We start from the raw sequence: 15,090 nt of genomic DNA on the forward strand, positions 1-15,090 counted from the left end.
GGGGCTTTTCCCTGTCCGTCTTCCGTGACACGTCCAGCGCTGCCCGTGAGGCGTTTCCGAAACACCTCATGTGGCAAATCGGCATCGCAAACGGCAACACACCGGGTGGGACCGGGTGCCCGGCCGCAAAGAAACACGCGAAGCCTTAACACGGGGCCTCTAGCATCAGCGCCCGGGTCAAGGCGTACCCCGCGTCGTCTGCCGCACGCGCGATCGGCCGCCTGTGAGCACAGCGGGATCAAGACGACTTCGGATGACCTCCCTCAACGAGTACCTGGAGCTTCTCTCCGAGAGTCCGGAGCCGGTCCTCCGCCTCGTTCTGGCGGCCGCGGTCATGCTGGTCGTCCACGCCCTCACCGGATGGGCGCTCTTCGCGTGGCCAACGGCCTCCCGCGACGAAGCCGATCGCCAACCCTACCCCGTTCCGTTCGGTGGCCGGCTGCTGCAATGCGTCGGGGCGGGAATCGGCCTCAACATCCTGCTCTGGACCGGGGCGCTGTTCATCGTGCCGTCCGCGATCCCCGGGACGGCGGCGGCGGGAGTCCTGGCGCTGGCCGGAGTCGTGGGAGCGGTCCGGAACCGTCGCCGATGGGCGATCTCCCGGGGGCCCGCGTCCTGGGTCGCGGCCGTCCTGCTCGCCGCCGGCTTCGGGCTGTGGCAGCACGCTCTCCTGGAGTTTCCCCTGCGGGTCCAGCGGGTCCCCCACTCCATCTACAACGACTTCTGGAGAGACCTCCCGATCCACGTTCATGTCGCGACCCTGATCGGCGAAGGGGGATTGCCGCTGCGGTGCGTTTTCGGCACGCCCGATCCGGCCCGGCCGTTCGAACCCCCCGGCCATGTCGGCTACGCGGTCTGGATGGACGGGGTTTCTTCGATCACCGGAGTCGGTCCCTATCACGCGGCCGCCGTCGTCTGGATCCTCTGCCGCCTCCTCACGGCGTGGAGCGCGTGGGAGCTCCTGGGGGACCGGATTCGATCACCGTGGCTCCGGGTCCTCGCGTCGCTGGTCCCTCTCGTACTGGGGTGCGTCGGCTGGCCCCCCTGGAGCATCTCGACCGACCTCGAGAAGGTGGCGGCGGCCGGCAGCCAGGTGGCGGGGGCGATGTCGTGGAACCTGCCGCAGGCGGCGTCGGTCGCGCTCGCCTTCGTCTCGATGGTCTTCTACGACCAGTACTGCCGCCGGGGACGAACGCCGGACCTGTTTCTGACGGCGTTCCTGCAGGTCGTCAGCGGACTGTGCAAGCCGTCGCTGTTCATCGTTCTGGCCCCCGCGCTGCTGATCCGGCTCGTCCTTCAGCGGACCTCCTGGCGGGCGCTCGCCGGCGTCGTCGCCATCCTGCTGTCGGGGGTCGGGATCTACCACCTGCCGCTCCTCTATCCCGTCTTCAGCCTCTCGCGGGGCTGGTCCCTGCATCCTTCCGCGGGGCAGGCGAGGGACGTCCTTTCGTTCTTCCTCGGGAAGTGCGGAGGGATCTTTCTTCTCAGTCTCCCCTTCCTGCGAAAACTCTTCGGGGACCTGGGGCGTCCGGCGGAACGGCGGCCCGTCGATCTGCTCCTCATCGCCATGGGAGGATCGCTCCTCTTTCCGCTGCTGTTCCGGGAGGAGGACCTGGTCCCGCTCGGGATGCAGCCCAACCTGTTCTGGGGGGCCATGGGCTGCCTGTCGCTCCTGTGGCCGTTCGTCGCGGCGCTCCCGTCAGGCCCCGTCGCTCCGGCGACGCTCTGGGGACGGCGGTTCGCCTGGCTGGTCGTCGGAGTCCAGATCCTCAACGGGGGGCTGTTCGCCTTCCAGTATCCCGTCCTCGAGACGCGGCACTTCCCGACGAGGGCGGTCGACCTGATTTATGCGGTCCGCCGCGAGACCGCTCCGCAGGACCGGGTGCTGCTCGACCCGATCATCAGCGATTCGACGCGGGCCAGTTACCTCGGCCGACCCGTCGTCATGGCTTACGAGTTGAACTGGTCGCAGCAGAAGCTGATGGACGACTGGCGCCGCCTCTGCGGGGGGGAATCGCCGGAGACTCCGATCGACTGGAACCGGTTCGAGGCGGTCGTCACCGCGCCGGAACGGGACCGTGTCCACGACCTCCTGAGGAGTCTGGACTGGGCCCCGCGGGAGCTTCCTCTCGGCTTCACGCTGTGGCGGAAGCCCTTGTCCGGTTCGCCGTAAAGCCTCGTCGTCCCCAACAGATTCGCAACGCCGCCTTCACTGGAAGTTCACCACGATCCATTGTCGGCCTTCCGGGGCGTGACTAGGATTTGAGTCTCCGTGGGTGGGCGCTCGGCACCGGTTCGGTTTCGATGGCCTGTTTAGGTCCACAGGGTGAATGCGGATGATTTCATCAGTCCCGCGCAGTTCCCTGACCAACGCCACACCGCACGAGGACGCACCGCTTGATCTTGATCAACGGTCGCCCTCTGCGATGCAGGGAAGTGTTCTCGTCTTAAATCGTGGATTCAGTGCGGTCCACGTGATCTCGGTGCAGAGGGCTTTCTGTCTCCTCTGCAAGGGCGTCGCCGAGGTGATCGCCGTCGAAGACGCCGGCGTCATGGCGTACGACTTCGAGGGCTGGAAGGACCTGAGCCAGCTCAAACGCTCGCTCGATCTTCCCCGCGAGCATGAAGAGTGGATCCGCTCGGTCCACTTCGACATCGAAGTCCCCCGGATCATCCGGCTGCTGAAATACGAACGCGGGCCGCGGAACGCTGTTAAATACAATCGCCGCAATATCTTCCTGCGGGACGAGCATCGCTGTCAGTACTGCAACCGGCGGTTTGCCAGCCAGCGTCTCAGTCTCGACCACGTCATGCCCCGCAGCCGCGGCGGCCCGGATACGTGGGAGAACGTGGTCTGCGCCTGCCTCACCTGCAACACCCGCAAGGGGGGGCGGACGCCGGCCGAAGCGGGGATGCGGCTGATCCGGGAGCCGGTCAAGCCGAAGCGCAGTCCGCTTCTCAGCCGCCAGCTCACGATGCGGCGGTATGCCTGCTGGAAGACGTTCATCCCGGCGCTGGAAGACGCGCAGCAGTAGATCGGGGCGTTCCAAGTCGGGCCGAGACCTCTTCTCTTTACTCCGAAGGAGTTACGCCCAATAGCCCGGGGTTGGCCGCGGAGCGGGCTACCCTGGGTTATCGTTGGTTCATTCTCAAGAACCCCGTCGGGGTTCCGTCAACGAACCGCCTTGACGCAACCTCCTTTGGGGTAGTCTCTGCCCACGCCCTCTCATCCCAGGGTAGCCCGCATGGCGGGCAACCCTGGGCTATTGGACGCAACCCCTTCGGGGTAGGCAGTATTGCAAAGCACACCACCGTGGAATGATTGAATTGGGCTTGAGCCTCACTCTTTCGGCCACTCGCCGCCGAAGGCCTCATAGGCCTCCATGCACCGTTTGACGCAGATGCCCGGCGCTTCGTCGTACTTCACGGTGTGGTCTGCGTGCGTGAGGCTGACCGCGTAGTCCCCGGACGCGATCAATCGGCAGACGGCGAGGACTTCGGCGGTGACCGGAGCTTTGCCATTCTTCATGGGGATCGTTCGGACGTCGTCTCCCTTGCGGACCGTCAGCTCCTGCATCCCTCGAATCCCGTGCCCCGTCGTGGCGATCAGGATCGGGGAGTGGACGGCACCGTCCGGGTCGACGACGAACCGGACAAACAAGACGCTCTGATCAGGAGGCAGGCGCCGGCTGTTGGGGAAGGCGGCTTTTTCGGGGCGGTCCTTGCTTCCGGCCAGGGAAATGTAGGACTTGGCCACGTCGCCCCGGGACATCACGGTGAACTTGTGGACTGTGGGCGTGGCGGCGACTCCGCCTGCGTGAATCTCGTAGGCGCTGAGCGTGACTGTCGAACCGTGTGGCGATGCGACCAGCTCTCTCCGCAGTTCGTCCGGGGTCGCAACGCGGACGCCGTTGACGGATTCGATGAGCGAGCCCGGGCGGAGCGGGTTGGAATCCTTGAGCCAGCCCGCCTCCTCCGCCGACTTCACGTAGACGCCTGGGGTGGTGGGGGGACGACGGATCCCGTGGTCCTTGAGGTACTGCTCGCCGTCGTCTTTGGACCAGGCGTAGACGCCGTAGAACATCTCCTTTGTCCAGGCCGGTGGTTCTCCGGCGGAGACGGGTGTGGCCAGGAGAAGGAGGGCGACGATCGTTCGCATGGGTGGCTCCGCGAGGGCCGGCCCGGTCACCGGGGGCGGGCAGAATGATCGTATCGCCGGTCGGGCTCGGCGTCCTTGCCGGCACGGCTCCCATAGCTCAAACCCAACGTGCCACGGCAGCCGGGGTCAAGGGGGCAACCCCTTGCCGCCGGAGGCACTCCTGTGAGGAACCGTGGTAAGCAACCGGCGTCCCCTTTGTGGAACCGGCGTCGAAGACTCACGACTCGCTCTGGACTCCCCGCGGGTTGATGTGGGGGCATACGACGCGGTGTCCGCGTTTGGACACTCGCTCCTTCAGACATCTCTCGACGGCCAGGCCTCCGGCGGGCAAAGGGGCGTTGCCCCTCTGCACTCCCCACCAGGGTGCCCCTGGACCCGGTTCTTGAGATAGCGGTCTCAGGCCTCCTTCCGAAGATGCTGCACCCACGCCGGCGGAACATTCGCAAACACCCAGTCACGGCGAAAACGCGAATCCCTAAACCGACCCTGCAGATAGCTCTCAATCGCCGTCAGCCGCTCCCGGTCCCCCTTCGCCCCCACAGAACACCGGACCGACCGCACGAACATGTACTCAAAAAACGAGTACGTCGCCCCCGGCGCCACGTGCCCCCACGAAGCCGACACCAGCTCCTCAACGAGCGACATCGGAAAGTTGTTGAACGGAAGCCCCGAGATCACAACGTCGTACGGAGCGGTAGACTGAAACGCCTGAAGCGGGCAGTTGTGAATCGTCGACTGCGCCGCCCTCAACCGCCACGCCCCATCGGACTCGAACCGATTCTTCAGAACCGCGACGAAGTTCTCGTTGATCTCAACGAGGTCAAAGACATCCCCGGGCTGCAGCTGCGAGACGATCGATCCCGTCACAGCCCCCGTCCCCGGCCCGATCTCCAGGATCCGCAGCGGCCTCGGACGCGGATGAGCACGGAGCGGCTCAGTCATCGCCCGGGCCAGAAACCGGCTGCTGGGAAGGATCGAGCCGGTCGTCTCGAACCGCCGCCGAAACTCCCGGAAAAACGCAATCTGTTCGAGCAGCGACACGAAGGAATACCCGCAGGACGAAAGCCGAAACAATAACGAAGTCCGCTTCCCAATTCAGCCCGGCTCCGCAGAGTTCGGCGGCGCCCGTCTTATCTGTGTGAATCTGTGTTCATCTGTGGCTCAATCCAGATTCTTCAGCCACGGATGAACACAGATAGACACAGATAGGGAGAAAGCGGATGCGGCGATCCGACGATCAAGCCGCCTTGCTGGCCTTCTTGATCTCGCCGTTCTCGCCCACTTCCTCGAACCGGACCGACATCCGCTTCGAGACCCCCGCCTGCTCCATCGTCACGCCGTAGAGGACGTTAGCGGCCGTCATCGTCTGCTTCCGGTGCGTAATGACGACAAACTGCGTCATCTCGGCGAACTCCCGAATGACGTTGATGTACCGGCCGACGTTCGCGTCATCGAGCGCGGCGTCGACTTCGTCCAGGATGCAGTACGGGCTCGGCTTGCTGCGGAACATCGCGAACAGGAGCGCCACGGCGGTCATGGTCTTCTCGCCACCGCTGAGCAGCGTCAGTGAGCGGAGCTCCTTGCCCGGCGGCCGGGCCACGATGTCGAGGCCGCACTCCAGCACGTCGTCGGTGTTCTCGAGAACGATATCCCCTTCGCCGCCGCCGAAGACCTTGCGGAACAGTTCCCGGAAGTGCCCGCGGATCGTCTCGAACGTCTCAAGGAACAGCCGTTTGCTCTCCGTATTGATACGGCGAATGATCTCTTCCAGCGTCGACTTCGCTTCCTGCAGGTCCTGAAGCTGGGCGCTCAGGATCGAGAACCGCGACTCCAGCTCGTCGAGATCGTTCAGCGCGTCGGTGTTGATGCTCCCGAGCGCCTTGATCCGCCGTCGCAGCCGCTCGACCGCCGCCTCCAGCTCGGGACGGATGTCGGCGTAGTTCACCACCGGGACGAGCTCGGCGTAGGCCGACTCCCCGGCCTCCGACTCCTCCGCCGCCAGCTCGTTCGACTCCACCTCGACTTCGACGGACTCTTCGTCCGAAGCGTCGACTGCTTCCATCCCGGTTTCTTCGTCCGCAGCCTCTTCAACGGCCGCCTCTTCGGACTCACGGGTGCCCCACATCTGTGCCGCCTGCTCGGGCGCATGCTCTTCGAGGTACGCGCGGAAGGACGAGACGCCGCTGGCCGCCAGCTCTTCGAGGGTCGTCTGGTACTCCTCCTGCATCTTCTCGGCGAGCGAGCGGAGATGCATCTCGCGCTCGCGGATCTGCATTTCGGCGGCGTGCTGCCGGTCCTGAGCCGCCCGCCGCTTCTTGTGGAGTTCGTCCCCGCGGCGGGACAGGAGCTGCCGCTGCATCCGGACCGCATCCCGCTGCTTCGCCGCGCTCCGCACCGACTGCGACAGCGTCTCCCCCTGGCCGAACCGCAGCGAGACGCTCGACTCGGTCCGCAGGATGAGCTGGATCGCCTCCCGCCGTCCGGACAGGAGCGACCGCAGCCGCTGTTCGACTTCCTTCTGCTGCGCCACGCGCTGGACCTGATCCTGCCGCAGCCGGACTTGATCGCTCTGGAGTGTCTTGAGCCGTTCCTCGTGCTTGGCGAACTCGAGCTGTTCCTCGCGGGCCGTCTCGATCAGGAGGTTGAGCGTCGCCTCGATCGACGCCGTCTGCTGCTCGGCATCCGCCACTTCCAGCGTCAGGGCGTCGGCATTCGCCCGTTCCTCTTCCATGAGGACCCGCTGCTCGTCGAGGGCCCGGGTCACCTGGTCGCGGCGCTCCTCCTGGCGGCTCAGAACTCCTTCGTAGCTGCTCAGTTCCTCGGTCAACCGGGCCACGGTCTGCTGCTGCGAGTCGAGCCGCGTCACCGCCTCGGCGAGCTGCGCGGAGACCAGCTGGAATTCCTGGTCGGCGGCGGCGAGCCGGCCGTCGTGGTCGGTCAGCGAAGACGTCAGCCAGCCCAGCCGGTCGACTTCGCTCGTGATCGTCCGGTCGAGGCGGATGATTTCGTTGCGGAGCTGGCGAAGCTCGCTCTTGCGGGAGAGGACGGCGTTCTCGCTCGGCACCGTCCCGACATAGAGCGTCCCGTCCGCTTCAACGAGCTCCCCCTGCTGGGTCACGAACCGGCAGCCCGCCCCGACACCGTCGAGGAGGTCGTACGCGTCTTTCAGCGAGGCGACGATCCAGGTATCGGCCAGGAGCCGCGCCGCCAGTCCCGGAACCGCTTCGGATTCGGTCAGGAGCGTGTCGGCCCGGGCGATCACCCCCGCCTCGTGCGACAGGTCCGGCAGCCGCTCCGCGGAGATCCGGAACCCGCGGGATCGGGCCGCCGCCGCGGCCGTCGGCGCGCCTCGGCGGGCGGAGGGGAGTTCCAGGAACCCGACACGGCCCAGGATGTGGGCCTCGCCGCGGTTGAGGTAATCGATGAGCGGACCGGCGTCGTCAACGACGATGAGTTGCGTCCGTGAGCCGAGCGCCATTTCGATCAGCGGGGCGACGTCGAGCGCCGCGTCGACGAGTTCGCCGACGCTCCCGACGATGCTCGACCACGGCGGCGAAGCGACCGTGGCGGCCCGTTCGAGGATTTCGCGGACCCCGATCCCGAGCCCTTCCTGACGCCGCTCCAGGTCCTGCAACACGGTCAGCCGGGCCTGCGCGGCGCTGCGGCGCTCCCGCAGGTCCGCCAGCCGCCGTTCGGTCTGGCCGTGGTCGCCGAGGAGATTCATCCGCTCCAGGCGGATCGACTCGATCTGTTCGCGGGCGGCGTCGCTCGACGACTGGATTTCGCCCGTCGCGATCTGCTGCCGCTCGAGTTCCCGCTCGGCGAGAGCCAGCCGGTCGACGCTCTCGCGGACCTTCGTTTCGGCGAGCGCCACGGTCTCGGCCGCCGCGCTGAGCTGCGATTCGAGGGCCGCGGTCTTCCGCTGCTGCTCGCTGACCCGTTTGAGGAGTTCGTCCCGGCGGTTCCGGGTCTCGCGGATCCGGGCCCGCGCCTCGTCGAACAGGACCCGCAGCCCGGCGAGCTCTTCCTCGCGACCCTGCATCGCCAGCCGCTGCTCGTCGAAGGCCCGCGCGAACTGCTCCAGCCGCGCGGAGGTGGTCCGCAGCTCCTCGTCGATCCGGGCCGAACGGACCGTCAGCGTCAGGCGATCCTGCCGCAGCCGGTCGATCTCCTGCTCCAGTTCCTTCAGCCGCGAGGTCTGGTGCCGGATCGTCGATTCCTGGACGGCGATCTGCTCGCGGTTGGCTCCCGCCTGCTTCTCCAGCTCGCGGACCGCCCGCTCATGCTCGGAGAGGCTCCCTTCCAGCCCCTGCGTCTCCTCTTCGATCTGCGACAGCTCGCCCGCCAGCCGCTCGACCTCGGCCTGCGCCCCGGCCGCATCGGCCTGGATGCCGGCCATGTGGGACTGGTGCTCGCGGAAGTCGTCCGCCGCCAGCCCGGTCCAGAGGGTCTTGAGCTCGACCGCCAGCTCGCGGTACTTGGCCGCCTTGCTCGCCTGGCTGCGGGTCGAATTGAGCTGGGTCTCGACCTCGTCGACGATGTCGGTCAGCCGCAACAGGTTCTGCGCGACCCGCTCCAGCTTCCGCTCCGCCTCGATCTTCCGGGACTTGTACTTGCTGATCCCGGCCGCCTCTTCGAAGACGAGCCGCCGCGTCGCCGGGTTGGCCTGGAGGATCTGGTCGACCCGCCCCTGCTCGATGATGCTGTAGGCCGCGGTCCCCGCCCCGGTCCCCATGAACATGTCACGGATGTCTTTGAGGCGGACGACGTTCCCGTTGAGCAGGTACTCCGAGTCGCCGCTGCGGTAGAGCCGCCGGCCGATCTTCACTTCGGCGCTGTCGACCGGGAGCCGGCCGGAAGCGTTGTCGAAGGAGAGGGACGCCTCGGCGAAGGCGCTCGCCTTACGGCTGTTGGAGCCGTTGAAGATGACGTCTGTCATCTCCTTTCCGCGAAGGCTCTTGGCGCTCTGGTCCCCCAGGATCCACTTGATGCCGTCGACGACGTTGCTCTTGCCGCTTCCGTTCGGTCCAACGACACACGTCACCCCCGGAGAGAACTCAAAGAGAGTCCGATCCGCGAAGCTCTTGAAACCGAAAAGTTCGAGAGACTTCAGCATGGAATGGGAAACGACGCGAAGTGGAGGGCGGCGCGCGGGCCGCCCGAGTCAGACGTCAAAAGGGAACGTTCGGGGCAGGTTCGACAGTGAAGTGAGTGGGGCAGGGAAGAGGCATGTCAGCGGACGGTCCGCTCGGCCGGACGGGCTCCCTCGCGGGAGTCGAGGGCGGCGGTCTCCGGCAGACGTCCGAAGCGTCCGCCCGAAGGGACCTCCTGTTGCGGCGGAGGTTCGGACTCGCCCTGCGCCGGCGGCAGGTCGTCGATGGCACTCTTGCCGGAGGCTTCCGCGGGGGCGGTCTTCCGGGCCTCCGGCTTCTTCGACTCCGCCTGCGCGGGCTTGGCCGGCGGCGGCGTTTCGGCGGTCCGCTTCTTGTCGGCGTCCGCGTCGCTCGCTTTGGCGGGGGCTTCTTCGTTCTCAGAAGCGTCGGCGTCCTTTTTGCCCTTCTTCTCGTCGGCCGACGGCTTTTCCTCCTCGGCCGGAATCAGCATCGGGGGTTCCGCCGGACGCTCTTCCTGGCCGGTCCCGAAGAGGTTCGGGGCGAGACCTTCGCCGCCGATCTGGGCCTCTTCCTTCTCGCCCTCGGCGTTTTCGCGGTAATACACCCGTCCCGCCTGCGGCAGCGCGTCGATGCCGATCGGGCCGGCGAGGTTGTGCTGCCGGTCGGCCTCCACGAGGAGCTGCAGGATATCCGGATAGGTCGCCCCCATGGCGGCCAGCGTCCGGATCACGTCGGCAACCCGCCGCGAGACCTTCTGCTTGATGTCCCGCTCGCCCGCGGCGATCCGGGTGACTTCCATGTGCGTTCCGTCGCCGGACGACTTGACGATGAAGTTCTTCCCGGGCCGGGCGATCATCGGCGGGAGGAACTCCTGGCCGGCGTTGAACAGAACGACCTCGCACTTCCTGTAGCGGGTCACGTGGATCATCGGCTCGGCAGTCGAGTCGACGATGTGCAGCGAGAACTTGTTGTCGTCAAACTTGATCCCCGCCACGACCGGATCGTGCGGCGCGACGGTGGAGAGCGCCCGGAAGGCGCCGTACCGGGTCTCGATACTGGGATGGTTCATCAGCTCCCGCAGGACCAGCATGGCGTCGCCGTCGGTCAACGTCGCCAGGGCCGCCAGGGCATAGGCCCGGAACGCCGGCTCCTTGTCGGCCGCTTCCTGCAGAGCCCGGACGCCGTCGGCGTTGCCGAGATACGCAAGGGCCTCCGCCGCGCGGAAGCGGGCTTCCAGCCCCGGCGCCTTGAGTCCGTCCTTGAGGGCCGCGAGTCCGTCGGGACCGACCCCCTCCAGTTCGAGCGCCGCCCGTTCGGAGGTCGCGTCGACGAGGAGCTGTTCGCGGAGCTGCTGCATCCGCATATGGCGGTCGATCGGCGTCTCGTTGAGCGCCATGTGGCGGATGACCTGCAGGTACCGCGGATAGTTCTCGCGGTACTTGTCATGGACCACGAGCTCGATCTGCGAGTCGGTCTTGGGCTTGGCCATCGGCTGCTTGATCCCCGCCTTGTCGTAGCCGTGGTAGCGCGACGAGACCCGGTTGGAGATCTTGGTCACCATCTTGGCTCCGACGTAGTCGGGCCGCAGTCCCATCGTCAGGTTCCGGTCTTCGCCGATGTACTCCGCGCCGCCGGGGATCAGCCCCTTCTTCAGCGACGCCTTCGAGCTCGAGTCGGAATTGAACAGGATGACCGGCCCGTTGCTCCGCGCCAGTTCCTTCCCTTCACGCATCCCGCCGTCGAGATACACGAACTCCGACAGGCGGCATGGCAGGAGCCATCCCCCGGCCAGGCTGGTCGTCTCGCTCCCTTCGGGGAGGGTGATCTCGACGTCGATCCGTTCCCCCTTGCGGATCAGCGGGGGGATGTAGGCGGTCACGATGACGAGGGCGGTGTTGGGAGAGCTGAGGATCGACTCCGGGCTGTCGATCTTCATCCGCCGCATGTCGTCGAGGAGCATCTTGCGGTAGTACGACGCCGGGGGGTCTTCGCCCGTGCCGTCGAGGCCGTTGACGAGCCCGACGCCCTGGATGGTCGTGACCCCCTGGCCGCGGATGCTGATGTAGTCGCCGATGTACTTCGAGTGCCCGCCCATGCCCAGGAGGGCCGCGTCGACGTTCTTCCGCCGCTTGAGCTTCTCCCGTTCGTCCTTCTTGAACGGCATGTCGAGCTTGATGTCCGACAGGTCGATGCCGGCGCAGCCGATGGCCATTGAGGAGAGCAGGAGGCCCGCCACCAGGGCCAGCAGGCGGCGACCGCCGAGCAGGCGAGGGGAGCGCGCGGGGGGCGTGGACGGACGAGCAGAGATCGGTCGAGCCATGAACTCGAACTCCCGGTGGGATGCCGGTCGGGGCGAGGTAGGATGGGAGACAGGCAGTTTGGGCGGATCGGAAGGATCTGCCGCGATGGAATCCGGGACACTACGGCAGCCGTTTTTGAAGGGTCAAGATGCGGGCCGACTTCGCCGGACGGGAGGGGGTGTGACAGGCGGGGATTGCTGGACACGGCGGGGAGCGGGGCCATGTTCGGCACTTTTGGCCGTCCGGAGCTTGAGTCAAAGTGTCGAACTTCCCGCAGGCGCCGGCTCGAAAGACGCCCTTGCCGGCACGGCTATGCCAGCTCAAACCCAACGTGCGACGGCAGCCTGGGGTCAAGGGGTCTCGACCCCTTGCCGCCGGAGGCAATTCCATGAGGAACCGTGGTACACAACGGATGTTCCCTTTGTGGAACCGGCGCTGAGGACTCCGCGCTCGCCCTGGAGTCCCCGCGGGTTGATGTGGGGGCATACGACACAGTGTCCGCGGTTGGCCACTCACTCCTTCAGACATCTCTGGACGAGAGGGCCTCCGGCGGGCAAGAGGGCGTTGCCCCCTTGCATCCCCCACCAGGGGTACCCCCTGGACCCCGGTGGGGCAATCCCCGGAAATCGCCCCTCCCTCACTACAGGACAGGCGTACAATATCGCCCCCGACCTGCCGGTCCCGGTTTCCGCAGCCGCCTCTGAAATAGCGGCCCGTCAACGACTTGTGGAAAGGACATTTCCCCTCGGCATGCCGGACGCCCCCCTCATTCGCGACACCTCCGCGGGCCTCTACTGCGAAGCGGGCGACTTCTACGTCGACCCCTGGCGACCCGTCGACCGGGCCATCGTCACCCACGCCCACGGCGACCACGCCCGCTGGGGCCACAAGCGGTACCTGACCACGACCGACGGCCGCCACGTCCTCCAGAGCCGCATGGGGCCTCAGGCGGTCATCGACACCCTCCCCTACGGCGAATCGCTCGACCTCAACGGCGTGCGGGTTTCCCTCCACCCCGCCGGACACGTCCTGGGCTCGGCCCAGGTCCGCATCGAACACCGCGGCGAAATCTGGGTCGTCTCGGGGGACTACAAAACCGGCCCCGACCTCACGAGCCGCCCCTTCGAACTCGTCCCCTGCCACACCTTCATCACGGAGTCGACCTTCGGCCTCCCGATCTACCGCTGGCCTGCCCAGGAAGAGATCTATCGGGAGGTCAACGACTGGTGGCGGAAGAACCGGGACGAAGGCCGGACCTCGGTCCTCTTCGGCTATGCCTTCGGCAAGGCCCAGCGGGTCCTGGCGGGTCTCGATCCCTCGATCGGCCCCATCTACTGCCACGGCGCCGTCGAACGGCTCAACGCCGCCTACCGCGAGACCGGCGTCCCGCTGCCGGAGACCCAGTACGCCGGCGCCGCCGATTCCAAGAAGCGATGGAGCGACTCCATCGTGGTGGCCCCTCCCTCGGCGATGGGGACCACCTGGCTCCGAAAATTCGGCGAGCTCTCGACCGCCTTCGTCTCGGGCTGGATGCTCGTCCGCGGCACGCGCCGCCGCCGCGCCGTCGACCGCGGCTTCCCGCTCTCGGACCACGCCGACTGGCCCGGCCTGCAGGAGACGATTCGCGCCACCGGGGCGCACCGCGTGCTTGTGACCCACGGCCAGGTCGGCGTCATGGTCAACTGGCTCAACCAGCAGGGGATCGAAGCCGCTCCACTCCGGACGGAATTCGAAGGGGAGCAGGACGGCTCGGAGCCGGGCGAGGACGCGGAGGCAGGCGAGGAGATGAAACCGGTCGAGGACGTGGAGGCGAATCCCCCCGCATCATGAAGCGATTCGTCGACCTCTTCCGGCAACTCGATGAAACGACCAAGACCAACCGCAAGGTCTCGGCGATGCGCGAGTATTTCGCGGCGGCTCCTCCGGCCGATGCCGCGTGGGCGGTCTACTTCCTGTGCGGCCGGCGGCTGAAGCGGCTCGTGCTGACCCGGAACCTGCGGGCCTGGTCCGCCGAGGCCGCCGGACTTCCGGAGTGGCTGTTCGACGAGTGTTACGACGCTGTCGGCGACCTCGGCGAGACGATCGCCCTCGTGCTTCCTCCACCAGACACGTCGTCGGACATCCCGCTTCATACCTGGATGGACGACGTTCTCCTCCCGCTCGGTTCCATGCCGGAGGCCCAACAGGCCGGGATGCTGACCGAAGCGTGGCGGCGGCTGACTGCGCAGGAGCGGTTCGTCTTCAACAAGCTAGTCACCGGCAGTTTTCGTGTCGGCGTCTCGCAGGGGCTTGTGGTCCGGGGACTCGCCGAAGCGGCCGGGCTCCCCCCAGCGGTCGTGGCCCATCGGCTCATGGGGAACTGGGAGCCGACGCCGGAGTTCTACCGCGGGCTGCTCGCTCCGGACTCCGGCGAGACCGACCGCAGCCGCCCCTATCCGTTCTGTCTCGCGCATGCTCTCCAGGAAGACCCGGCCACGCTCGGCGTGATCGAGGACTGGTCGGTCGAATGGAAGTGGGACGGCATCCGGGCCCAGATCATCCGCCGCGGCGGACAGTCGTTCGTCTGGTCCCGCGGCGAGGAACTGATCCTCGAGCGGTTCCCCGAACTCCAGGCCGATGTCGACGCCCTGCCGGACGGAACGGTCCTCGACGGCGAGATCGTCGGCTGGAAGGGGGGCCGCGTCCTCCCGTTCAACGACCTCCAGAAGCGAATCGGCCGGAAGACAATCGGGAAGAAGATGCTCGCCGATGTCCCGGCGCACTTCATCGCCTTCGATCTCCTGGAGGTGGGAGGCCAGGACCTCCGCGAGGCGCCGTTTGCCGAACGCCGGGCCCAGTTGGAAGCACTCGTCCCGGCCTCATCGGCCACCACGGAGCCTGGCGCGGCGCTCTCGGACAACGCGGTTCTCGGCCAGCCGATGTCTCCCGTCGGCGAGAGTCGGTTTCTCCTGTCGCCGGTCGTCCGGGCCGCCTCCTGGGAGGAACTGGCTTCGATCCGCACCCGCAGCCGCGACCAGCACGTCGAAGGACTCATGCTGAAGCGGCAGGACTCGGTCTACGGGACCGGCCGCGTGACGGGGCTGTGGTGGAAGTGGAAGGTCGAGCCATTCTCGTGCGACGCGGTCCTGATCTACGCCCAGCGGGGGCACGGCCGCCGGGCCAGCCTCTACACCGACTACACGTTCGCCGCGTGGCACAACGGGGAACTGGTCCCGTTCGCCAAGGCCTACTCGGGGCTGTCCGATCAGGAGATCAACCAGGTCGACCGCTTCATCCGCCAGAACACGATCGAAAAATTCGGTCCGGTCCGGTCGGTGAAACCGGAGCTCGTCTTCGAACTCGCCTTCGAAGGGATCCAGCGGTCGTCGCGGCACAAGTCGGGCCTCGCAGTCCGCTTCCCCCGCATGGCCCGCTGGCGGCACGACAAAACCCCCGACCAGGCGGACACGTTGGACGCGATCAAAGCCCTGCTCCCTCAAAACGGCGAGCCTGTTCCGGACTCCTCCACTCCCTAGTC

Annotated in this window: 8 protein-coding genes; 4 read left to right on the forward strand and 4 right to left on the reverse strand. The window is 66.9% G+C overall.

Going from position 1 to position 15,090, the window contains the following annotated elements:
- Positions 1 to 253: 253 nt before the first annotated feature.
- Both VT03_RS17695 and VT03_RS17700 read left to right on the forward strand, forming a co-directional pair.
- Positions 254 to 2,173: a hypothetical protein gene (locus VT03_RS17695; RefSeq protein WP_075094205.1), complete on the forward strand. Its 1,920-nt coding sequence runs from the start codon at positions 254 to 256 to the stop codon at positions 2,171 to 2,173.
- A gap of 253 nt (positions 2,174 to 2,426) precedes the next feature.
- On the forward strand, positions 2,427 to 3,035 hold the full coding sequence (locus VT03_RS17700; RefSeq protein WP_075094206.1) for an HNH endonuclease: 609 nt from the start codon (positions 2,427 to 2,429) through the stop codon (positions 3,033 to 3,035).
- A 305-nt stretch (positions 3,036 to 3,340) separates the two neighbouring features.
- Here the strand turns inward: VT03_RS17700 and VT03_RS17705 are convergent, their stop codons facing one another.
- From VT03_RS17705 to VT03_RS17720, 4 genes are all read right to left on the reverse strand, one after another.
- Complete coding sequence (locus tag VT03_RS17705; RefSeq protein WP_075094207.1) at positions 3,341 to 4,159, reverse strand: hypothetical protein; 819 nt, start codon at positions 4,157 to 4,159, stop codon at positions 3,341 to 3,343.
- A gap of 396 nt (positions 4,160 to 4,555) precedes the next feature.
- Positions 4,556 to 5,200: a class I SAM-dependent methyltransferase gene (locus tag VT03_RS17710; protein WP_075097172.1), complete on the reverse strand. Its 645-nt coding sequence runs from the start codon at positions 5,198 to 5,200 to the stop codon at positions 4,556 to 4,558.
- A 196-nt stretch (positions 5,201 to 5,396) separates the two neighbouring features.
- Positions 5,397 to 9,275 carry a chromosome segregation protein SMC gene (gene smc, locus VT03_RS17715; RefSeq protein WP_075094208.1) on the reverse strand — a complete coding sequence of 1,293 codons (3,879 nt, stop codon included), beginning with the start codon at positions 9,273 to 9,275 and terminating at the stop codon, positions 5,397 to 5,399.
- Between the two features lie 116 nt (positions 9,276 to 9,391).
- Positions 9,392 to 11,593, reverse strand: coding sequence for a flagellar basal body P-ring protein FlgI (locus VT03_RS17720; RefSeq protein ID WP_075094209.1), 2,202 nt, complete (start codon positions 11,591 to 11,593; stop codon positions 9,392 to 9,394).
- Between the two features lie 730 nt (positions 11,594 to 12,323).
- Between VT03_RS17720 and VT03_RS17725 the strand changes: the two genes are divergently transcribed.
- The gene (locus VT03_RS17725) at positions 12,324 to 13,403 is read left to right on the forward strand and encodes a ligase-associated DNA damage response exonuclease (protein ID WP_075094210.1); all 1,080 of its coding nucleotides are present in this window, start codon (positions 12,324 to 12,326) and stop codon (positions 13,401 to 13,403) included.
- The gene (locus tag VT03_RS17730) at positions 13,400 to 15,088 is read left to right on the forward strand and encodes an ATP-dependent DNA ligase (protein WP_075094211.1); all 1,689 of its coding nucleotides are present in this window, start codon (positions 13,400 to 13,402) and stop codon (positions 15,086 to 15,088) included. Before VT03_RS17725 ends, VT03_RS17730 begins: the two co-directional genes overlap by 4 nt.
- Positions 15,089 to 15,090: the final 2 nt, after the last annotated feature.

This window comes from Planctomyces sp. SH-PL14 (assembly GCF_001610835.1).
Lineage (GTDB): Bacteria > Planctomycetota > Planctomycetia > Planctomycetales > Planctomycetaceae > Planctomyces_A.

Excerpts from the sequence above, each read along its gene's own strand:
- VT03_RS17695 (WP_075094205.1), top strand. The coding sequence starts at position 254 with ATGACCTCCCTCAACGAGTACCTGGAGCTTCTCTCCGAGAGTCCGGAG.
- VT03_RS17700 (WP_075094206.1), top strand. The coding sequence starts at position 2,427 with ATGCAGGGAAGTGTTCTCGTCTTAAATCGTGGATTCAGTGCGGTCCAC.
- VT03_RS17705 (WP_075094207.1), bottom strand. The coding sequence starts at position 4,159 with ATGCGAACGATCGTCGCCCTCCTTCTCCTGGCCACACCCGTCTCCGCC.
- smc (WP_075094208.1), bottom strand. The coding sequence starts at position 9,275 with ATGCTGAAGTCTCTCGAACTTTTCGGTTTCAAGAGCTTCGCGGATCGG.
- VT03_RS17720 (WP_075094209.1), bottom strand. The coding sequence starts at position 11,593 with ATGGCTCGACCGATCTCTGCTCGTCCGTCCACGCCCCCCGCGCGCTCC.
- VT03_RS17725 (WP_075094210.1), top strand. The coding sequence starts at position 12,324 with ATGCCGGACGCCCCCCTCATTCGCGACACCTCCGCGGGCCTCTACTGC.
- VT03_RS17730 (WP_075094211.1), top strand. The coding sequence starts at position 13,400 with ATGAAGCGATTCGTCGACCTCTTCCGGCAACTCGATGAAACGACCAAG.